The 23,399-nt window shown below is 39.0% G+C and carries 17 protein-coding genes; 2 read left to right on the forward strand and 15 right to left on the reverse strand.

The window, feature by feature from the left end:
- The first annotated feature begins 429 nt into the window (after nt 1-429).
- The gene (locus ACSAJE_RS07465; RefSeq protein ID WP_458008708.1) at nt 430-2,871 is read left to right on the forward strand and encodes an AAA family ATPase; all 2,442 of its coding nucleotides are present in this window, start codon (nt 430-432) and stop codon (nt 2,869-2,871) included.
- Here ACSAJE_RS07465 and ACSAJE_RS07470 read toward each other — a convergent pair.
- The 3 genes from ACSAJE_RS07470 to ACSAJE_RS07480 all read right to left on the reverse strand — a co-directional run bounded on the left by ACSAJE_RS07470 (nt 2,853) and on the right by ACSAJE_RS07480 (nt 5,429).
- Nucleotides 2,853-3,938, reverse strand: a complete 1,086-nt coding sequence (locus tag ACSAJE_RS07470) for a hypothetical protein (RefSeq protein ID WP_458008709.1) — start codon at nt 3,936-3,938, stop codon at nt 2,853-2,855. The two genes, ACSAJE_RS07465 and ACSAJE_RS07470, sit on opposite strands and share 19 nt — an antisense overlap.
- A gap of 110 nt (nt 3,939-4,048) precedes the next feature.
- Nucleotides 4,049-5,005 carry a tyrosine-type recombinase/integrase gene (locus ACSAJE_RS07475; protein ID WP_458008710.1) on the reverse strand — a complete coding sequence of 319 codons (957 nt, stop codon included), beginning with the start codon at nt 5,003-5,005 and terminating at the stop codon, nt 4,049-4,051.
- A 61-nt stretch (nt 5,006-5,066) separates the two neighbouring features.
- Nucleotides 5,067-5,429 (reverse strand): hypothetical protein, encoded by a 363-nt coding sequence (locus ACSAJE_RS07480; protein WP_458008711.1) that lies wholly within the window; start codon nt 5,427-5,429, stop codon nt 5,067-5,069.
- Between the two features lie 310 nt (nt 5,430-5,739).
- Between ACSAJE_RS07480 and ACSAJE_RS07485 the strand changes: the two genes are divergently transcribed.
- Entirely contained in the window at nt 5,740-6,516 is a 777-nt protein-coding gene (locus ACSAJE_RS07485; protein WP_458008712.1) for a Kiwa anti-phage protein KwaB-like domain-containing protein, read from the forward strand.
- Here the strand turns inward: ACSAJE_RS07485 and ACSAJE_RS07490 are convergent.
- The 12 genes from ACSAJE_RS07490 to ACSAJE_RS07545 all read right to left on the reverse strand — a co-directional run bounded on the left by ACSAJE_RS07490 (nt 6,505) and on the right by ACSAJE_RS07545 (nt 23,307).
- Nucleotides 6,505-7,068 carry a hypothetical protein gene (locus ACSAJE_RS07490; protein WP_118443062.1) on the reverse strand — a complete coding sequence of 188 codons (564 nt, stop codon included), beginning with the start codon at nt 7,066-7,068 and terminating at the stop codon, nt 6,505-6,507. The genes ACSAJE_RS07485 and ACSAJE_RS07490 overlap by 12 nt on opposite strands.
- 113 nt (nt 7,069-7,181) lie before the next feature.
- Nucleotides 7,182-8,798, reverse strand: coding sequence for a VirD4-like conjugal transfer protein, CD1115 family (locus ACSAJE_RS07495; protein ID WP_458008713.1), 1,617 nt, complete (start codon nt 8,796-8,798; stop codon nt 7,182-7,184).
- A 382-nt stretch (nt 8,799-9,180) separates the two neighbouring features.
- On the reverse strand, nt 9,181-11,823 hold the full coding sequence (gene ppdK, locus ACSAJE_RS07500; protein WP_458008714.1) for a pyruvate, phosphate dikinase: 2,643 nt from the start codon (nt 11,821-11,823) through the stop codon (nt 9,181-9,183).
- A gap of 211 nt (nt 11,824-12,034) precedes the next feature.
- Nucleotides 12,035-12,421 carry a PH domain-containing protein gene (locus ACSAJE_RS07505; RefSeq protein WP_022025309.1) on the reverse strand — a complete coding sequence of 129 codons (387 nt, stop codon included), beginning with the start codon at nt 12,419-12,421 and terminating at the stop codon, nt 12,035-12,037.
- 20 nt (nt 12,422-12,441) lie between these two features.
- Nucleotides 12,442-15,567: a glycoside hydrolase family 3 C-terminal domain-containing protein gene (locus ACSAJE_RS07510; RefSeq protein ID WP_458008715.1), complete on the reverse strand. Its 3,126-nt coding sequence runs from the start codon at nt 15,565-15,567 to the stop codon at nt 12,442-12,444.
- Nucleotides 15,568-15,693: 126 nt separating this feature from the next.
- Nucleotides 15,694-17,091, reverse strand: coding sequence for a glycine--tRNA ligase (locus ACSAJE_RS07515; protein ID WP_022025311.1), 1,398 nt, complete (start codon nt 17,089-17,091; stop codon nt 15,694-15,696).
- Between the two features lie 204 nt (nt 17,092-17,295).
- Nucleotides 17,296-17,928, reverse strand: coding sequence for an ABC transporter ATP-binding protein (locus ACSAJE_RS07520; RefSeq protein ID WP_458008716.1), 633 nt, complete (start codon nt 17,926-17,928; stop codon nt 17,296-17,298).
- Between the two features lie 34 nt (nt 17,929-17,962).
- The gene (locus ACSAJE_RS07525; RefSeq protein WP_458008717.1) at nt 17,963-18,811 is read right to left on the reverse strand and encodes a hypothetical protein; all 849 of its coding nucleotides are present in this window, start codon (nt 18,809-18,811) and stop codon (nt 17,963-17,965) included.
- Nucleotides 18,801-19,658: a hypothetical protein gene (locus ACSAJE_RS07530; protein ID WP_458008718.1), complete on the reverse strand. Its 858-nt coding sequence runs from the start codon at nt 19,656-19,658 to the stop codon at nt 18,801-18,803. Before ACSAJE_RS07530 ends, ACSAJE_RS07525 begins: the two co-directional genes overlap by 11 nt.
- A gap of 80 nt (nt 19,659-19,738) precedes the next feature.
- Nucleotides 19,739-21,025, reverse strand: coding sequence for a hypothetical protein (locus ACSAJE_RS07535; RefSeq protein WP_458008719.1), 1,287 nt, complete (start codon nt 21,023-21,025; stop codon nt 19,739-19,741).
- Nucleotides 21,026-22,319: 1,294 nt separating this feature from the next.
- The gene (recO, locus tag ACSAJE_RS07540) at nt 22,320-23,081 is read right to left on the reverse strand and encodes a DNA repair protein RecO (protein WP_458008720.1); all 762 of its coding nucleotides are present in this window, start codon (nt 23,079-23,081) and stop codon (nt 22,320-22,322) included.
- On the reverse strand, nt 23,017-23,307 hold the full coding sequence (locus ACSAJE_RS07545; protein ID WP_118690584.1) for a hypothetical protein: 291 nt from the start codon (nt 23,305-23,307) through the stop codon (nt 23,017-23,019). Before ACSAJE_RS07545 ends, recO begins: the two co-directional genes overlap by 65 nt.
- Between the last annotated feature and the right edge of the window lie 92 nt (nt 23,308-23,399).

A 23,399-nucleotide genomic window follows, 5' to 3' on the forward strand; every position in this document is an offset into this window, starting at 1 on the left:
AGCAAAGCATCCACATATCCTTGTACCCGATACAGATCTTTTGCATCCGGTTTTCGATACTTATATAGCACCGGAATCTCTCCCCCCTTGTATTGCTCGATATGTAACCATATTTAGTATACTTTTGAATCAACCTGGCATTCAACCCATATGTTACATATGAAATCATATGATTTATCGAACTATACAAACATTTACTTCTTAAATCAAGGAAACGATGCAATTTAAAATTTTCATTATTGGATAATTTTCTGAAAATTATAGGATTTCTGTGTGTCGAATTCTTCTGCACAAGACTATTCACATTTGGTACTGATAATTGAATATTATCGGACGGAGAGATGTGCTGTGGCGGATAATTTTTAGTTATCCGTTATTTATATAATTTCGATAACAATATGATTTTAATTGGAAGGGTCATGATATAAAATGCTAGATAATCAGCAGGATTTGTTTAAAAAATTAATTGAAGAACTCGATTCTTATGATCAAAATGTTATTATTTTAAAAGGAAATGCAGGTGTAGGAAAAACCTATGTTATAGAGCAATTAATTAAAGAATTTAAAGCCCGAAAGGATTTTACAATTTGCTGTATTAATGGAGATCAATTTTGTAAAGAACGAGAATATTATTGTATAAAACAAGCACTTTCCGAAATGTCGGTTAAATATGCACAAAAACAAAACGATAAAGAACTGATATCAGAGTTTAGCGGTGAACTTCCAATTGTAGGTGACATATCAAAAAAAATAATTTCAGATAAACTCAACTATAAAAATGTATCTCAGAATAACAAGACTTTTTTTCTTAATAATGATGACGAAAAAAATATTGTGTATCGCTTAAATTATTTGTTTGAGAAAAAGAAAGCGCTAATTATTTGTGACAGTTTTCAGTATTTTGACTTAAAGTCACTCCAAATGGTATATTTATTTTTAAAAAATTGTGCTCAGTTTGAATTTATGAAACAATGCAGTTTCCTAATTGTAGTAACACCCGAAAATGACTATGATTCCAATATAGATAATATAATCGAGAAATTTAAGACAAAAGAATTCACGTTATCTCCTATTTCATATGAGGAATTAGATATATATTTAGATAGTTTAAATCTTAAGATAGCTCTTGATGATAGTATCAAAAAAATATTTTTTAATTTAGCAAATGGTCATTTAGAAGTCATAAAACAAATAGCAAAAGAAATAGATAGTCAATATTTAGATTATAATACAAATGTACAGGCTTTAGAAAAATACTTAGAAATATTAGTTAATAAAAATCTGGAAACATTAGGCACAAAGGGTAATGAAATTTCAAATTTATTAGAGTATGCTTCCCTGATTGGAAAGAAATTTCTTAATGATGAAGTTAAGAAAACGTATAATTTAAGCAGGCAGGATTATCTCAAACTGATGCAATATTCGGAAAATATGGAATATATTATTCAAGACAAACCATATACATATTTTTCAAATGAGATAATTCAAATTGTTTTCAGAAATAAAGCACATCAAAATAATATATTATATTATGAAAAAATGAGTGACTGTGTAAAGGAACTATTTCCAGGTGACTATAAAAGACGTATTGATATTGAACTGAAATTAGAGAATGGACATAATGCAGCAATTCTATCTGTATTATTATTTTTCAAACACAAATTCCAGACTTTTTATCAGGAAGAGGCTTATTTGGAAAATATTAAAGAAGATGCAAATGTAAATGAGTTCTTTACGTTATTTAAACCGGTCGTTGAACAATATAACCATCGGAATTATAAAGAAGCATTAAATAAGCTTAGTTATATTTACGATTTATATCCATGTGAATTACTTGTAATAAGAGATATAGTTAAATCTGCTTCTTTAACAAAAATTCTCGATAACGATAGCAGACGTGAAGCACTTAAATGCTTAGAACATTATACTCTTGAAAAAATAAATAGAGAGGGAGATTTATACTTACAAGTTTTATTAACATTGATTTCTTCTTATTCACACAATGGAATGATTGAAGAAGCAAAAGAATGCGAAAAAAGAATAATGAATTATCTACAGCCACGTATATCATATGATGAAAATGCAAGACTGATGCTATATACATTAAAAAGAATATCTAACTGTGTGCATGAATGCGTTTTTTCAGAAATATATATACGACAAAGTGTTGAATTTTTTAAACCCTTACCCGGTAATACAATGGCCCTTAATCCATTACAATATGTAATGAGTTTAGCTAATCACACAGGAATATTAATTGAATGCAGCAGTTATAAAGAGGCTTTATGTGAAATTCAAAAAGCTTACGATTTTATTAATATAAATCCAACAATATGTTTTCCAAGGCTTCATATTATTGATAATAATTTTCTGGTAGCTTTGTATCTGCATGAACCTCAAAAAAAGAAAGAAATTTTAAAAATATATGCAAGACTAATGAACCTTAGTGAAAATGCAGATAATATCTTCATAACCTCTAATTATTGTGCATTTTTGGCAATTAACGGCGAAATTGACCTGGCTTATGAAAGATTGCTTCAAACAAGGCAACAAGCAAGGAATACTAGTGAAGCTTTTTATGAAATTTGTATTGAAAATAATATATTAATTCTTGAAATATTTAAAAAAGACTATGCACAGGCTCAAAAAATACTTAACGAATTGCGTGTGGCAACAAATGGTATCATCGATGAATCATATTATAAGAAAAAATATGACTTATTGCAGACAGCAATAGAGCAGCATATTGAAATTCAAATTGAAGACATCGACACATTTATTTTTAAGTATTGTCAAAGTTACCAAGAGGCTTGGGCATATTGGGGACATAGTTTTGATTTTACCGCATTATATTATTGGAGCGATTTATAATAATGGGATAATGTGCATCCAATCAAGCATGAAAACATATCATCATAAGAATATCCCAATTTACTAAATGCGTATGCAAATGATGAGTCTTTTGTAATATGTGGATTGGTAGCAATGTCTGTTATATAGTATTCATTATTGCAATTTATACGATAGTCAATACGACAAAATCCTTCCAGTCCAAGTATATCTGCTATTTGAATGGAATTTTGCTGTAATTGATTTGCCAATTTTTCATTATATTCGCAAAAATTATAAAAGTCATATGAATGCTCAAATCGAGAAGTATAATCTAAAATGGCATCTCCGATAAAATAATTTTCTTTTATTGAAATTCCAATCGGAAGAAGGAAAGTATTCTCAGAAGATAATATTATAGGTAGTTCCACTTCATAGCCGCTGACAAATGGCTGTACCACTATTGGCTGCTTATATTTTTGTGCAAGATTAGCAATATAATTATCGGATTTTTCACCATTATAGTGAATTATATTATCTTTTGTAAGCCCAATACTAGCCGACTCAGAGTTCAGCTTGAGAATAATGCATTCACCTATTTGTGGTTTACTATTATTTAACCAATTTTGATGAATGTCAAACAAATATGTATTTAGATTGTACTTAACATATGAATCTATGATTTTAGAAGTATGAAATTTATTTCTGCACAGACTTACAACATACGCATTACTTCCAGAATGCATAATTTTATAATGGTCACAAAAACTTGGAATTAGGGATTTTCGACCGACATATGTTCCACTTTGAGCAGAATTAATTACCAGTAATTTTTTGTCGGTGTTTATTTTGTTGTTAATTATTGCATTCATGAAATCTTTTTCACTAAAATAGCAAATAACTTCATATCCTAATTTCTTATATGTTATACTAATATTTTCAAATTCGTCTAAGGTATAATATTCTGATAATACGGATGTATTTTCATAATCATCGTAATCATTTGTTTTACCCTCTACATTAGCAACTAAAACTATTAATATTTCATTCTTGTAATTGTGTTCTAAATTCCTGTAAACGTCTATTATTTCACATATATTTTGATTCATACATACTCCTTAAAGTACAGCTTATATTTTAACTTATCTGACGGATAACTAAAAATCATCCGTCACACCACATCTCCGTCCGATAATATTCAATTATCAGTACCATTTCATTATACCACTCCTGTATCCCCCATTTCAACATTTTTCTCAAAAATTTCCATTCGATTTCTAGGATGTTTCATCTTCAAAATCTCCATCTGTTTTTTTGATGCAACTTCAGCATAAATCTGAGTTGTCATGATTGACGCATGCCCCAACATTTTCTGAATAAAGCGTATGTCAACCTCTTCTTCCAAGAGTAATGTAGCAAACGCATGACGAAACATATGTGGCGTAATATGCATTTCAATCATTGCTTCTTGAGTGTAGCGTTGGATCATTCGACGTGCTGACTGCTCAGAATATCGTTCCCCATAGCGATTTAGAAAGAAGAATTCACTCACATTCAATTCCTTTTCCCAATGCCTCTTGTATTCTTTCAACTGCACTAACACTTCTTCCGTTCCTATCTGCAGATAGCGTTCCTTCCCACCTTTTCCTTTTATGCAAAATATCCCCTGTTCAATGTCAATATTTTTTTGCATCAAATTACACAATTCCGATATTCTTATTCCTGTAGAAAATAGCGTTTCAACCACCGCTATGTCACGATTTAGCAATTTTCTTTCATATATAGTACTCTCTATGCTTTTTTTGGAGTACATACTACTTAATAATGACTGCAAGATAGAATACGGAATCGAGCGTGGTAAAATTTTTTCTTCCCGAAATTCTGTCCGAATCTTTCTCAAAGGGCTATCATCTATGATTTCTTCATCTTCTAAATAAGAATAAAATGCTTTTATACTAGCAACTTTACGTTTTACTGTCTTTTGTTTGTATGATTCGTGTAGATGCAAAATGTATTGACGAATTATTGCTTTTTCAGTTACCAATTTCTTTTGAACACAAAATTCAGAAAATTGTCTTAAATCAATTCGATATGCACGAACTGTTTTCTCGTCCAACTTTCTTTGTCTTAAACAATAATACAAATATTCATCTATTAGTTCCTGTTGATTCTTCATGATATTCTCCTTTTTCAAACAAGAATACCACGCACACATATTTTCTGCAATTTCGACTCCTTTAAGGACAACTACATTGCTGCATCTCCAGCCCCATCCCCTTCTTCTGCAGCACCTGTCCTTCCTCAATCTCCGGACGGATGATGTTCTTGATCACATCTTCCTCTGCTCCCGCCTGCAGCAGTTCGCGGATCGCTTTTCTTCTTGTCTCGCTCGTCCACTCGGAAGCATAGATATCAAGCAGTGCGAGTTTATCAAAGTTTTCGACAAACCATGCTTTTCGTTCTTCCGCATCCCGTTTCATTTCATGATTTACTGCTGACTGAATCATGCCGGCAGTGATCGTCTTTTCCACTTCTGCTCCTTGGCCATCTTTTGGGGTGGAATGAATCTTCTTCTCCATCGCATCCAGATCAATCATCATAAAGGAAAAGGCGTCCAGTTCATACAGCCGGATGTTTTTTTCATTTTTTAAACGATAAATTTATGCTATCTTCCTATAAAAAGCATTTACAATTATTCTATATATGGTATAATAAATTCAAAGATATACAATATACAGGAGGTAGCATATGTCGTTTAACAAAATCGAATCTGCAATTATAACTGCAAAACAGATAACTCATTGAGATTTTCATCTAATAGAATACAATCACACAAAAAATCCTAATGAATATGTATGTTACAACATTCCTTTTGCATCCGCTCAATTACTAAACGACATCGTTAGCTCAATGTGTGATACATTCTTAACTATTGTAAAAAAACAAAATAACATTTTAAACTACACTGCCCAAAATCCTAAAAACACAACCGAAAAACTTGATATCACTAGCGAGCTTATGCAATTAAGCTGGCCATCATTAATTGAACATATTAACAATAGTGATGACAGTGTTGATTTAAAAGACATTTCAGCGAATGCCTTTGCTTTTGTTGGAAATTATGAAGATACTGACGGCAATAATAAAAATCTTTACTTATTGTCTCGTAAAAATCCAGTTCTAACATTCAAAAAGAGGGTTCCAATTTTATCAGCTAGAAATAATACGATTACAGAAACAACAGAACCTCTGGTTCAATTTGGAAAATCTTTTAGCATACTAATTGTAGATAATACGCTCTATTCGATAAACAACAATTTTGAAAGCATTTTTAACATTGAATATTCTCATAAGATTGTATGTCAAGAACGCCTTCAGGATCTTGAAGCAGCCGATATTGTTGATGATATTTCTTCATATAAGCTATTTGCTTCTTCTGGTCAGAATCCAAAAAAATTTATAACATACAATCCCGAAATAGTAGAAAAGCTAAAGGAACAGGAATACAAAGACATCTTAAAGAATCGCCTTCATATTCCTGTTAATCCTGCTACAGATAAATTTGATTTAAGTGATTCAAAGAATGCAAGGAACTTTACACTTGCAATTTGTGACAAAACCAAAAATAACATGTTTGATAATGGCGTTTGTGAAGTTCCCTCATCCTCCCCAATTTCATTTACTTAAATAGAACGGTTTGTTAAGTGCCGCAACTTCGATTGTATTACCTTTATGGGCAGTTAATGGTTTTTTACTAATCACCATCATTGAAATCGGAGTTGTATCTGGCTCTGCCACCCATTGCATTTCACAAGTATAAAATTTATATCTTTTTATCTCAAACAATAAATTAGCATAAACATTATTATTCCGAACACATAGGAATGCCAAAATCACAAAATAAATTAAAAATTCAAACACACTAACCCATCTTGTAAAATCAAATGCAAATAACGGAAGAATGTAGGATAACAAAAACTCTGATGTTATCCCTTTTTCCTGTTCTGCAGACAATATCTTATATTTTGTATAATTTTGACTCCGTACTCCTCTCATCGAACAAAAAATAATTATTGCTGATAGAAATAATCCAATAGCAATACAACCTATACCAACGACTTCAGATCCTATATAATTATTTGTTTCATCCGTAATACTCATGATATCTAAGAAAAGAATTGTTATCCATAGCGGTATAAATGCAGTGAAAAACATTGCATATTTAAATAATCTGTTCATAGCGTACCTCCTATTTTTAGGAACATTATATCACATTTTTTCTACTACTAATACTCTGTTTCAGCTATCTTATTCATTAAAATTACAGGAAACATCTAGTAATATCTCAACTATCAATTCCCCTTTCCCTTCATCTCCAGCCACATCTTTTTCTTCTGCAGCACCTGTCCTTCCTCAATCTCCGGACGGATGATGGACTTAATTATATCCTCCTCTGCTCCTGCCTGCAGCAGTTCGCGTATTACTTTTCTTCTCGTCTCGCTCATCCACTCGGAAGCATAGATATCAAGAAGTGTGAGCTTATCAAAGTTTTCGATAAACCATGCTTTTCGTTCTTCCGCTTCCCGTTTCATTTCATGACTTACCGCAGACTGGATCATGCCGGCAGTGATCATCTTTTCCACTTCTGCTCCTTTGACATCTTTTGGTGTGGAATGAATCTTCTTCTCCATCGCATCCAGATCCATCATCATAAAGGAAAAGGCGTCCAGTTCATACAGCCGGATGTTTTCATTTTTCGATTGCTGCTTTTTGAGATATTCCAATGACCCTTCCCCGATAAAGTCACATTCTTCCATCTGCTGTTTCTGTTTTTCTTTCTGCACCGCCGGGACAAAAGCACCACATTTTCTTGCTTCCAGATATGCTTCGTGTTCCCACGGGAACCATTTCTTATCCCGAATCGGATTTTCCCCACGCACAAAAATAATACATTCATCATCCGGCAACAGGCGAAGCTCATACTCTAACATCAGCTCCCTGCCAAGCACATCGTAATTCTCACTGTAAGAACCGCTGGTTCCTTTGCTTTCTCCACTGGTTCGTTTGTCGATCGTCCATTTTCCAAGCAGCTTTGAGACATATTCATAGGTGCTTGCTTCGTTACCGCCCAGATAGATAAAAGTGTCGCAGTTTCCGACAATGCCTTCCCATGCTCCGTCCGCAAAAAGCGTTTTTAGCTGTGCCAGGGACTGTAAGATTGGCACACAGTACACACCACGGCTTCTACAGGTGGCAAGGATCTTATCAAAGTTATTCGGCATCTTGATGTTTGCTATTTCATCGAGCCAGAATCCCACATCCATCGGCAGTTTTCCGCCAAAGAATCTCGCATGCCGGTATAGCTCCTGAAAAAGCAGCGTATACACCATCCCCGGTACGAAGTTAAAGGTATCGTCATCATCCGGAATGATGATAAAAAGGTTGCTCTTTGTTTTCCCGTCTCCATCCATTCCCGTTCCAAACTCGTCCAGCGGGATGTCATTGGATGAAAAGATCTCCAAAAGTTCCTCATTATCAAAAGGCTGCATCCGAGCATTGACTGTCATAATGACGGAACGGATCGTTTCATCCGGACCGCCTCTATAACGCTGGTATGCTTTTACGGCCGGATGATCCGGCTTTTTCTTCGCCAGTTCTTTCATGCGTTCATCTAACTTTGGCGGTGTATCTTCTTCCACGAACTGTGCCTCATCTAACAGGTAAAGAATGGATTTCCAGTTTCTCTGCAGAAGCTCTGCCTTCCCTCTTTTCGGGTTATATACACCTTTCGGACACTCCATCCATACATAGAGAAAAAGGCTTTCTAGGAACATTCGTTCGGCGCGCTCCCAAAAAGGATCCTGAGAAGAATTTTTGATATTTGCTGAGTTTGTATTCTGGATCAGATTCGTCACCAGCTTCGTGATATCGCTCTTACTGCGGATATACGGAAACGGATTGAAATGCATGCTTTTTTTCTCTATCCTAGGCCATACGGTTGAGGTTTCAGGGTAGAAATTGGAGCCGACACAGTCTTGATTTCTCTATCCTCACCCGTAGAATTATGGCTGTAGGATAGAAATTGGAGCCGGCACAGTCTTGATTTCTCTATCCTAACCCGTAGAATTATGGCTGTAGGATAGAGATTGGGACCGGAACAGTCTTATCTTCTCTATCCTGGGACACAGATTTGAGGCTATAGGACAGATATCAACGTCGAAACTGTTTTTTTATTTTTTTAGGGATCATTTTAGGAATTATATAAATATCAGCCCCACATTATGTGGGGCTGACAAGAGATGTCTATTGATTTATATCAATATCTCATAGAATCTTAGAAAGATTTTCTAATTACTTGTTAGCGATAGCCGCCTGAGCTGCTGCCAAACGAGCGATCGGTACACGGAATGGTGAGCAAGATACATAGTCCAAACCAATCTTATGGCAGAACTCTACGGATGAAGGATCTCCACCGTGCTCTCCACAGATACCAACATGAAGCTTGTTGTTTACCGGCTTACCTAACTTGATAGCTGTCTCCATCAACTTACCAACACCAGTCTGGTCAAGCTTAGCAAATGGATCGTTCTCGAAGATCTTAGCATCATAGTAAGCATCTAAGAACTTACCAGCATCATCACGAGAGAATCCGTATGTCATCTGTGTCAAATCGTTAGTACCGAAGCAGAAGAAGTCTGCCTCTGCAGCGATCTCATCTGCAGTAAGTGCTGCACGAGGGATCTCGATCATTGTACCAACTTCATAGTCAAGCTTAACGCCTGCAGCAGCGATCTCAGCATCAGCTGTCTCTACTACTACCTTCTTAACATATTTCAACTCTTTTACTTCACATACAAGAGGAATCATGATCTCCGGCTTAACTGCCCAGTCAGCATGTGCTTTCTGAACTTCGATTGCTGCACGGATAACAGCCTTTGTCTGCATCTTAGCAATCTCAGGATATGTGACTGCAAGACGGCATCCACGATGACCCATCATTGGGTTGAACTCATGCAGGCTGTCGATGATAGCCTTGATCTCTTCTACGCTCTTGCCCTGTGCATCAGCAAGTTTCTTGATGTCAGCTTCCTCTGTAGGAACGAACTCATGCAAAGGTGGATCCAAGAAACGGATTGTTACAGGGTTACCCTCAAGTGCCTCATAAAGAGCCTTGAAGTCAGACTGCTGATATGGAAGAATCTTCTCCAATGCAGCTTCTCTCTCTTCTACAGTATCAGAGCAGATCATCTCACGGAATGCAGCAATTCTGTCTTCCTCGAAGAACATATGCTCTGTACGGCAAAGACCAATACCCTCAGCACCAAGCTCACGAGCTTTCTTAGCATCTGCAGGTGTATCAGCGTTTGTACGAACCTTCAATGTTCTGAACTTGTCAGCCCACTCCATAACGCGGCCAAACTCACCAGCGATCTGAGCATCTACAGTAGGAATCAAGCCTGCATAGATGTTACCTGTTGTACCATCGATAGAGATTTCAGATCCCTCTGTGAATGTCTGTCCAGCCAATGTGAACTTCTTGTTCTCCTCATCCATGTTGATATCGCCACAACCGGATACGCAGCATGTACCCATACCACGAGCAACTACGGCTGCATGAGATGTCATACCACCACGAACTGTCAGGATACCCTGGGATGCCTTCATACCTGTAATATCTTCTGGAGAAGTCTCAAGACGAACTAATACGACTTTCTCTCCACGAGCGTTCCACTCTTCAGCATCTTCTGCTGTAAATACAACCTTACCGCAAGCAGCTCCAGGAGAAGCTCCTAAACCTTTTCCGATTGGTGTAGCAGACTTAAGTGCTGCAGCATCGAACTGTGGATGAAGCAGTGTATCCAAGTTACGAGGATCGATCATTGCTACTGCCTCTTCCTCTGTCTTATGTCCTTCATCTACTAAATCGCAAGCGATCTTCAAAGCAGCTGGAGCTGTTCTCTTACCATTACGGCACTGAAGCATGTAAAGCTTCTTGTTCTCGATCGTAAACTCCATATCCTGCATATCATGGTAGTGATTCTCAAGTGTCTCACATACCTCTAAGAATTTCTTATAAGCCTCTGGGAACTCCTGCTCCATCTGAGCGATTGGCATTGGAGTACGAACACCGGCTACTACATCTTCACCCTGTGCGTTCTTCAAGAACTCACCCATCAACTTGTTCTCACCTGTTGCAGGGTCACGAGTAAATGCAACACCTGTACCAGACTCATCGTTCAAGTTACCGAATACCATAGGCATTACGTTAACTGCTGTACCCCAAGAATAAGGGATATCGTTATCACGACGATATACATTTGCACGAGGGTTGTCCCATGAACGGAATACTGCCTCTACTGCTAATTTCATCTGCTCTACCGGATCAGATGGGAAATCTGTTCCTAACTGGTTCTTGTACTCAGCTTTGAACTGCTCAGCCAGCGTCTTAAGATCTGCTGCTGTCAACTCAACGTCGTACTGAACACCTTTCTCTTCTTTCATCTTGTCAATGAGCTGCTCGAAATATTTCTTACCAACTTCCATTACGACATCAGAGAACATCTGGATGAAACGTCTGTATGAATCATATACAAAACGCTCGAATGTTGGATCTGGGTTACCAGCGATCATGGATGCTACTACATCATCATTCAAACCAAGGTTAAGGATTGTATCCATCATACCAGGCATAGAAGCACGAGCACCGGAACGAACCGATACTAACAATGGATTCTGAGCATCACCGAATTTCTTTCCGTTGATCTCTTCCATCTTCTTAACACCGTCCATGATCTGTGCCATGATCTCATCGTTGATCTTACGGCCATCCTCATAGTACTGTGTACATGCCTCAGTTGTAACAGTGAATCCCTGAGGGATTACGTCTGCACCAAGAATGCTTGTCATCTCAGCAAGGTTAGCACCCTTACCACCAAGCAAGTTACGCATAGTCATGTCGCCTTCGCTAAACATATAGACCCATTTGTTTGCCATTGTCAAGTTACCTCCTAATATAATATTTGTTGCGAATGGGCAGAATTTGCCCATAGTTCACTTTATCGCTACTGCTTAGTATAACATACTTGCTGTCATTATGAAAAGACCTTTTTTGATAAAATCCGTCTTTTTTTGTCTTTTTTCATAAAATTCTTATGATCTGTTGTTGTTTCACGTTTGCTCCCGTCTAATTCACGTTGGCTTCCGATTATTGCTCATCATCGTCTTCGAGATCGTCATGCATATATTCACGGTTCGTAACACGTTTTTTGTCACGGTTTTCTTCGATCAATTTAGAAAGCTGTTCCTTAACCTGTACCGGATTTTTGACGTTGACCAGATTAAAATTACCCATAGTCTTATCCGCTGATGATATTGCAATCGTTCCCATCCCAAAAATTTTCTGCAGCAGCGTACGAGATAACGATATATCCAAAATACGATATAAACGCACCTCGTCCTCCACTGTTTTCAATAATCCTGTTGTCACAAACAAACGATCTTCTGTAAATGCATACTTTGTGAATGTCCAAGGCAGACCTAATGCATTGCGCTTACGCGCACTCCATAAATAGTTCATTCCTGTTTCTTCCATAATTTTTTTACTCCTTCCTACTACTTAAAATAGTCATTCCCTTTTATGGTTTCCGGCTGTAAAACCACGCTGCGAATCGCGACGTCACCGGATACCTGCAACGTTAATTCGCATGTTTTATGCAGATCAACAGGAAGCTTCACTCCCTTGGTATACGCAGTATAAGGAACACAGTTTCCATTTAAGTGTCTTGCCATTTCTGCTGCCTGCTCCGCTGAAGAAAACTCTTCGCCAAGCTTTCCTGCAGTCTGCTCCGCTGTCCCGAGTTCTTCCCCGGTATTTCGCCGCGTTAAACGCGTTCCACTTTGGAATACTGCTATTTCCTGTCCATCAACTAATGCACGAACCACCCAAGGTGCTTTACGTTCCGGCCATTCCTGCACCGTTACACAGATTTCATTATTTTTTCCCGTTGGCAGCTCTGTGTCAGCAAACGTCAATGTCATTTCGCAATCTCGGCGATCCGGTGTGGCAAGGCTGACATCTCCTGCCGGAATCCATACATCTGTCCTTGACGCAATCGGATTTCCTTCAATCAGTTCCACATTTGACGATGTGTCGAAATACTCTGCATAAATCGGTTCTCCAGCGTGGCGAACACCACGGGTGACTCCCCGCAAAGAAATCTCCTGCCGCAGCGGCAGATTTGCGCTGGATGCCCCGGCATAGATTTCGTACATTCCGTCTTCCAATACCATTTCACGGCTGATGACATCGAAATATTTCATGCGATCCTGTGGGATATGGAACGTTACTGTACGCTTTTCTCCCGGTCTGATCTGCTTAACGCGCCTAAAATCAATAAGTTGTCTATGCGGACGTTTGACAGCCGACTGCACTTTGTGTCCGTAAATCTGTACAACTTCGTCCGTAGTATATCTACCATTATTACTAATTGTTACATTGACAAACAATTCTGCCATGTCACGACTGACAGTCATCTTTTCATAGCGGATCTCTCCGTATGTTAAACCATGTCCAAATGCGTAAACCGGCTTGCCGTTGTAGTACTGATAGGTACGTTCCCCTTGTATAATGTCATAATCATCCATATCCGGCAATTCCGCTTTTTCAGAATACCACGTCATTGGCAGACGTCCTGCCGGGCTTTCTTGACCAAACAATATATCTGCAAGTGCGTTGCCAATCTCCATGCTTCCGGTTGCACTGATCAGAATAGCCGGAACATTCTTCGCTGCCCAGTCCAAGGCAAATGGCACACTGCTTATCAGCACCAGCACAACATTTGGATTGACATCCGTGATCTCTTTGAGAAGGCGGCTCTGATATGGCGGTAAATTAAGATCTTTACGGTCAATCTCCTCTTTCCCATTGATCATTGGATTTGCTCCCAGAACCAATACCACCTTGCCGGAACATGCCGCAAGCTTTTTGGCTTCCTGAAGCCCACTGCGTACCCGTTCGATCACGATCGGCAGTCCGGCGGTCTGCTCCACACTATGCTGATCCGTTGTACCGGCTACGCCGATGCGGTCATCTAGCACTTGATCCTCTCTCTTTGCTACGCCCAAACGCCCAAGTTCATCAAAGCAAAGTGCCGCTCCATTCCATGCACTAATGCTGACATCCGCACAAATACCATGCTGTTCTGTAATAGCAGCTTCTGCCGTCTGTACATTCGTAAGATGGAAAATTTCTTTAACAAACCACCCAAACGGCTCATCTTTGCTGGCTGTGACAAGTCCTTCCTGTCCTTTTGCAAAATCATCTTCCACAGTAAGCAACTTACCGTTCTCCACAAAACGGATCGTCACCTGCTCATCGTCCCAGCATTCCAATTCAAAGAGTGCCGCATGCTCGAAATCTGCACGACAAACTACACCGCCATTGTCTACGCCAAGATAGCTGCCATCTGCCATACCAATATGTGCCTGTAATGCCGCACGTTCAAATGCCACATTGCTCTGACTTCTTATTCCATCCAGTGGTGTGACGAAATACGGCGGTATTCCGGAATACCAGTCTTTGTACCATACGTCTGCCAATGGTCCGATCACTGCGATATCTTCTTCCGGGTCGAGTGGCAGCATTTGTTTATTTTGAAGAAGCACCATTCCCTCTGTCGCCATCTTTCGGCTGACTGCCTGATTTGCTTTGGTGCCAACATCTTTCATCCCTACGGATGCATAAGGATTCTCCCCTTTGGCATCAAAAAATCCCAAGCGGATCAGCGTTCCATAATGGCAGCGAAGTGCCGGCGTCAGATCATCTGGCGTGATCTTGCCATCTTCCAATGCCTCACGCACTGCGTTCCAAACCATTTCTTCGCTGTCTGTGAAACAATCAATACCGGCAGCTAAACCTCCTACGATCGTATCTGCATGTGTTGCATAGTAGTGATGGAAATCCACCGTCTGTGAAACATCTCCACCATCACATACGACATGATGCAGTCCCCACTGATCTTTTAGGATTCTTTGCACTTCCGGATTGAGCATTCCCGGCACGCCGTTAATCTCATTATATGCAGTCATCAACGCCTCTGCCCCATGCTCTTCGATCACCTGACGAAATGGTTCCAAATAATACTCCCATTTATTTCTTGGAGAAACGGTCGACGACTTCCAAACACGCCCTTCCTCCACATTATTAGCATAAAAATGTTTTAAGGTTGCCGCCGTAAGCAGATAATGATCATCCTCTCCCTGCAATCCCTCGACATAGGCTCCTGCCATTTTTCCGGTCAGCAACGGATCCTCTCCATATGCTTCTTCCGTACGACCCCAACGTGGGTCGCGCTCCATATCGATCGTAGGTGCCCACACGCTAAGACTGCCTTTATGTTCTCTGGAATACAGTCCTCTCACCTCTGTTCCGACAACTTTTCCTGCTTTCCGGATCAACTCTTCATCAAACGAAGCACTCATGCCAATAGGATTTTGAAAAATCGTTGTGAGATCCGGCTCATTATCATCAAATTTTTGATCATGACGCGCCTGCACGCCATGTGCAGCTTCTCCACCTACTTGAAAGGCCGGAACGCCCAGCCGTTCGATCTCGGGATTGCCGGTTCCCATACTCTGTATCTTTTCCTCCAAGGTCATCTCTGACAACAAATAATCCAAGCGCTCCTCTATGGACAGTGAACTGTCCCACAGCGGCGTATCATAATATGTTTTACTCATAGCAAACCTCCGTTTCTTCTGTATCATACTTCGATATTTTCAAAAAAGGGCAGCGATACTTACGCTGCCCTTATATTTATCAGGACTTCGATCCATTCACCAAAACATCTTTCACGATAGTAGTCCTTAAAACTCAAATTTGTCTGCAAAATATGCCGGAAGATCTGCAATCTTCACGCGCTCCTGCTCCATCGTGTCACGGTCACGAACGGTAACTGCACCATCTTCCTCAGAATCAAAATCGTAAGTAATGCAGAATGGTGTTCCGATCTCATCCTGACGACGATATCTCTTACCAATATTTCCACGGTCATCAAATTCGCAGTTGTAGGTCTTAGAAAGCTCTTCGTAAATCTTTGTCGCAGACTCGCTAAGCTTCTTAGAAAGCGGAAGTACACCGATCTTAACCGGTGCCAAAGCCGGATGGAAATGAAGTACTGTACGCACATCCGGTTTCTCCTCTGTACCGATATTTTCTTCATCGTATGCACCACACAAGAATGCCAGTACCACACGATCAGCACCCAATGATGGCTCAATAACATATGGAATATATTTCTCGCCCTTCGCATCATCAAAGTAAGACATATCCTCTTTGGATACATTCTGATGCTGTGTCAAGTCGTAATCCGTACGATCTGCGATACCCCAAAGCTCGCCCCATCCAAATGGGAACAGGAACTCAATATCGGTCGTTGCCTTACTATAGAAAGAAAGCTCCTCTTTCTCGTGATCTCTTACACGCATCTCTCCTTCTTTCATGCCAAGAGATTTCAGCCAATTAATACAGAACTCTTTCCAATATGCAAACCACTCCAGATCCGTATCCGGCTCACAGAAGAACTCAAGCTCCATCTGCTCAAACTCACGTGTACGGAATGTAAAGTTACCCGGTGTGATCTCGTTACGGAAAGACTTTCCGATCTGTCCAATACCAAATGGGATCTTCTTGCGAGATGTACGCTGTACATTCTTAAAGTTTACAAAAATACCCTGTGCTGTCTCCGGACGAAGATATACGGTATTCTTCGCATCCTCAGTAACGCCCTGGAATGTCTTAAACATCAGGTTGAACTGACGGATCTCCGTAAAGTTCTTCTTGCCACAGCTTGGACAGCAAATTTCTTTTTCTTTAATATAGTTTTCCATCTGCTCGTTAGACCATGCATCAACACTGCCTTCTATTGCAATGCCATTTTCTGCCATGTAGTCCTCGATCACCTTATCTGCACGGAAACGCTCATGACACTCTTTACAATCCATCAACGGATCGGAGAAGCTTCCCAAATGACCGGATGCCACCCATGTCTGAGGATTCATCAGAATCGCGCAGTCAATACCTACATTGTAAGGATTTTCACGAATAAATTTCTTCCACCAAGCCTGCTTTACATTATTCTTAAGCTCAACGCCTAAGTTACCGTAATCCCATGTATTCGCAAGTCCGCCGTATATTTCTGAACCCGGATAAATAAATCCTCTTGCTTTTGCCAATGCCACAATCTTGTCCATAGTCTTTTCCATAATGAAACCTCTTTCCTGTATATTGTGTCATGCTCCCTCATGAATTCTGCCATCCGGCTTAATACACGGCAAGCACATTCTAATACAAAAATATACCATCTCAAGACAATTATTGCAAGTAAGAATCACTTCTCGCTAACTTCTGCACGAAAGTTCACTTTTTTTACTAACACACGTTTATACACCCAACATAACGCTTATTAATTACACAATTCTCTTCATCGTGCCGCTTTCCATTTCATATACTTCATCGCATAAAATATCAATATCCGCTTTGTTATGGCTGGCGATAAGGATCAATTTGCCCTGTTCCTTTAGTTGAAGCAGCAGCTTGCGGACGTCCTCTACTCCCTGTTTGTCAAGACCATTCATTGGCTCATCCAAGATCAAATATTTTTGATCTTCCATAATCGCCTGTGCAATGCCGAGACGCTGCCGCATTCCTAAGCTGTACTTTCGAACAGGAAGTCGCAGTCCCGGATCCAAACCGCACAGTTCCATGACACGGCTAAGATGCGCCGTGTCTTTTTTGCCGTTCAGTCCTGCAAGCAGCTTTAAGTTCTTAAGGCCAGAATAATAACTGATAAATCCCGGTGTTTCTATGATCACTCCCGCATCCTGTAAATAATCCATATCTTTTCCAATTTTCTTACCATTTGACAAAACTGCCCCTTTTGTCGGTAAAACAAACCCGCAGATGCATTTCATTAACATCGTTTTGCCACTGCCGTTGTTACCAACCAATCCATAGATCCTTCCCTCCTCCATCGTCAGATTGGCGTCTGACAGGATCGTTTTTCCCTTAATCTGTAACGTCACATTCTGTACTTCTATCATACTAATCTTTTATTCCTTTCTTCCACACCTGTTTTCATACTTTTCGATGTTTTACTCCTACTGTCAAACAAAGCAAAATCAGTATTATATCTATTGCTACAAAATACAAATAGGATCCTATGATCGGAAACACCTGTTTACGATAATACTCCGAATAATGCAGCCAAGGAATAGTATGCGCCATAGGAAATAACCACTGTATTTGCGATCTGGCAGCACACAGAATCGTTCCTCCTACCACCAGAAAACCATCCATTATAATTCCAATCCCTTTATGACCAAACAAAGAGGACAGAAGTAATACCAGTGCTAATAGAAAAAAATACAACACAAGCAATAATAACGTCTCTCGCACAGCAACCGGCAAGGTCACCTGATTATATAAATTAATCGGTAATAGCTGCACCACTGCATCTCCTGTTCGATCAGGATACACAGACAGATATTTTGTAGTCGCATCGCTAAAATGAAAAATCCATTGTCCCTTTGGAATGATCAATATTGCTGTTGAAACAACTGAAAATATAGCAAACGACACTGCACTCATACTGGCAAAAATCAATTCCCCGCCTACCCACATTACTTTTGTGCATCGAATGCGATAAAATCTGGTGGATTCATCTTCTTGCGGATAATCTGCCATCATCGTTAAATAAAATAACGGCAAGATCAATAAAACCATTCCGGAATTTCCAGCCGCAATAAATGGCTCGAAATATGATAACTTTGCATCCATATCAATTGCGCACTGTTTCAGTGGAGTTATAATCTGAATATTGACAAAAATCAAAAACATCGCCAAAATAATCATCTTTGTACTTCGAATCAGTTTCTTATACTCCATACAAGCAACATTCCACGCTCCATACAATTTATGCCACACTAGCCTGACCCCTCCCTTTTTTCATTTTGCGAACAAACAAAAACACTGCAATTATATACATAAAGAGCATTAGACCAATTGTTCCAACTTGTGTTTTATCCCATTTTTGAATCAAGATATTACTTGGATTCGCCATAGACAACAATTGATTTAATATATTACCGTCTCGTTCCATTGCCACCATTTGACCTCTGGTAATAAACTGTTTCCAACCATAATGAATCATCATCGGCAAACAGATCAAAATATATTTATCCGTCATATAAATAGATAAAACCACCGCAAATATATTCATAAGAACTCCATACAAAAATGTTTTTATAATATAGTTTATAACAAACACAGGAATTCCCTCCGAAAATTGACTTGCTATATATTCCGAAACATCTTCTGCGGGATAACATGATAAAGATGGAAATGCCGCATAGCATATGATGCCATATACAATATTCGCAATTAGTAAAGTAATTCCACCGGCCAGCATTGCTGCAATCACTTTAGATATGCAATAAGATCTGTCGTTCTCCCGCAAAAGCAACTGCCTTAACGCACCGCTTTCCCGCTCCTCTGATAATACAAACAGATATCCAATACTTAATGCTGCCGGAAGAATTAACGGGACCCATCCATTTATACTATTCGCCCAAATAGTCAACCAATTCATTTCAATATTAGACAGCACTTCCTGTCTCTTTGGCAAAAAGAACATTTCGATCACTGTATAGGATCTGTAATCGCTATCCATATAACAAGAGCCAAGCAGAAAGCTAATAATAATGATCAAAATAGAAAACATGCCTATCGCAGAATACCCTATTTTGCGGCACTCAACTACCACCTTATTCATAATTTCTTTCCCCTACTTCCTAATATCTTTAAAGTATACATATCAAACGGCCATGCGCTTAATATTTGATACACAAATTACTACTGCTCTATCTGATTTCCATACATATACACGGCCCCTGTCAACGCATCGACATAAAGATGCAAATACTCTTGGTTATTGCTATTTTCCCCTTGAAATTCCCAACACGGAAAAGCATAATAATCCGAAGTCTCGTTTTGCTCTTCACCAAAAGCACAGTTACAATATACAAAAGCCACTCTTTTTACATTTATTTTAAGTTCCGTCGCCATCGATTTTTGCAAAATAGAGACAGCTTTTTTACAATCTATAATAGAATCCTGTTCTTTCCCTATTTTTTTTAACGAATCGGACTCAGACTGACCGACATATGCACTGACTGTCTGATCATTCACAACATATGCATGCTTTACATCTGGGGACACCTGATACCCGTCATAAAGATTACGTTGTCCATAATCTCCATACGCAAACGGAATCCCCTCGTATTTGCGACGAATTGCATAATCATATCCATACTTGTTTTTTAACGCAAATACCGATACTTCCGGTACATCTATCGTTACTCCTTGAGCTACAGGAAAATATTTTCCTTCTTCAAAATATCTTTTTGCAATCTTTGCACCTTCGTCAACTGTTACCTTCCCTGATAACAGCTCCCAAGATTGATCCTTCATTTCAGATACAAAACCTTCCGCTTTCACATCTTCGCTATTAGATCCCAGTGCATCCAAACCAGCCATTCCATTCGTGCCTAAATATCGAGTGATAGCACCGTCACTCATCGAATAAATCCCTGCACCCATCTGTATATGGCATTGATTGGTATTAATAAAAAAACCACTTCCCGTCTTAAAATCCGGATAATGATCAGCCACTGCCGGCCAATAATCTGATGAATCTGTATTCTCGTCGACATCATTATTTGGATATTGTCCACTCGCATCTCGAATTTCTTTATCTGTATTAATGTCTTCCTTATGAATATCTTTTAACCATTGTTTTATCGTATTAACGCTTTGTTCCGGTGTGACATCTAATATCTGTTCCTGCAAGACCGAAACACTTTTCACTTCATCGATCGGTTCAAATTTGCAATCTGAAAAGTCTAACATTTTATTTTCTTTTTGTTTAATAGCTGAAATGTCTTTCTGATAATTAGCATTGCATTCTTTAATCAATGTCCTATCCTGATAAATTGCTTTTTGATAGTTTCCCCAATCAAATTCCGCCGAATTTTGTTCCATCGGTTTTCTGTCATCCTCCGTGTTTTTAGGTTTCCATAAACTACACCCTGATAATACTATCGATGTGATCAGCAAGCAACCAATAATTCTCTTTTTCATACCCTTCTCCTTATTTACACATCGACAGCAATTATATATCGCTATCGATGTGCTATTGTTCTTGAATGTCTTCTAACAAATCTTTAGCTATTTATGTAATTTTATAACACCTGTCGATGTACATGTATAATCATAATGAGCTAAAACTACGAATTTTACATCTCCAGTCGAACTTTTTTTCATTTTCCACGCTCTAGTTTTTCCTGTAGTTGTCACATCAATCGTATTCATTCCGCCATTCGAATTGGATTTAATCGTTAATCTCCGACCATTTTCTCCTGATATTTTTTTACAGTTTCCAATATAACCACCACTATAGTAACCAAGACATAACACATCCCCCTGATTACTAATTCCATTTGGCACATGCGGAATATACTTAATTGACTATGTGTCTGAGGTGGCTGCATGCACCTGCGTAATAGGAGACGCCACTAAACATCCCGCCAAAGCTACACTTGCTAACATTGTTCTGATTTTTCTCATATCGAAACTCCCTTCCGTATTTTAAATTGATAAAATTATCTGTACCATATTATTTATTATTATGCTTTTATGACTTTATTTTTACCTCCTTTATGTATTTGTCACATTATAGCATTAATAATTCCATCTTACTTTTTAAATATCATTGAATATATTAACTATTAACATAAGCATCTATATCACTTCTTAACCAACTACGCTTATATATTTAATGAATTATTTAGTTATATTTTATAGCTATTCTTAACTTGTTTTACAGAATATAACTTATCCATAATAAAACATTTAGGAATCAGTATGCTGCCCATTTTTCGCATAATCCAAAAGATCTGTTCTTACGCCCAAACATTATTATCAATAAGCCAACACTGTTTTATGTTATTAAAAAATAATATGAAATCTTGTTCAAACATTCTTTTGAAAGTACAATTTCAAACAACTAGTTTTATTATAACATATACAACTTGTAAGCACAAGATATTTATTGGCATAAGATAGTGTAAATTGTTCTTCGAAAAAATATGAGCAGACGAACTCTTGAATAGTTTTAAGAGCTTCAACTTCCTGCATCATGCCATATTTCCAGTTTTATTTCCATCATTTTCTGCTGGCTGGCAGACTACGGCTTAGTCCTCTTATCCGCCGATTCTTCGGCTCTGTAGATATCTGCAGAGGCCTTTTTGTCTCCCAAATAACGACAGATCATTTTCTTTTTCATACACCTATCCCTCCTATACGGTATTCGCATTGTACACAGGTAGCAGTGCCTAAGAATAGTATAGGAAAATGTTTTTTAAGATTCAATGTGCTATTTCCTTAAGATTTGTTTAAGAAATGCTTCTGATTTGAATTGATGTGGCAGATATCTGCCAAGATAACGTTTCATAAAATGTGTGAGTTCGCGCAAAACCTCCTCGGACACACCGAACGCATAAAGTTTGCTCCATTCACTGGTCAATATGTATTGCAGAGTATAGAGTGCATCGGAGCTTAACTGTATCGGATAGGCATCTTTTGTCGTCTTATCCTTGGCAGCGCATGCCGGACAAAGCAATCCCCCCGCTTGCAAATAAACGGTGTTGACTTCTTTCGTGCCGCAATGCAGACATTGAAATAATTCCACCATCTCGCCCTCAATCAACATAAGACGCAGTTCATAGATCACGCGGACGAGTGGAAGTGTCATTTTGCCATGCATGACAGCGCGCAGTGTAACGTATAATAACATAAGCTCCCTAGAAGCTTCCACACCTTCTCTGGTGAAATATCGCGCCATTTCTCCAAAATAGGAACAATAACATAATGCATCGTAATCCTGTGCCAATTCTCCAAACTGCGTCTGAATGGAGCCACTCTGCAGGCGGTAAGAATCTCTGCCGGGATAGAGCGTAAAGGTACCAAAGGTAAAAAGAATCGTACAGGCAGACAGGGCGCTGTTTGGTCTTCTCGCGCCCTGTGCAAATGCCGATATTCTTCCTCGTTCTCTGGTGAGTATCTCTACCCGCCTATCGTACTCTTTCAGCGGTGATGTCTGTAAGATCATCCCCGTCACCGTTATCGTCTCCCGCATGTTTTGCTACCTCCTGTGGTGTCCCATTGTCGCCACGATCCCAGTCTCCTTCACCGGCGTTTCTCACACTGCCACTCCACATGACATTTTCGGCCACTGCCATCCCTAATGCACTGCCATCCATTATATTTCCGGCACTCATCTGTCCTGCTTGTCTGCAATATGCCAAATAATCTGCTACTTTTCCTGTTTCTTCAAATTGCTCCCATTGATCTTGGTACTTCATCTTCTCACCATGCCTTTCTTAAGTCTTTCTATTAGCATGGTGATTTCATGGGCTCTCTATTCTGGAAACTATTGCCGTCCCAAGAGATTTCG

Source organism: Jutongia sp. SJQ-6, from assembly GCF_054161275.1.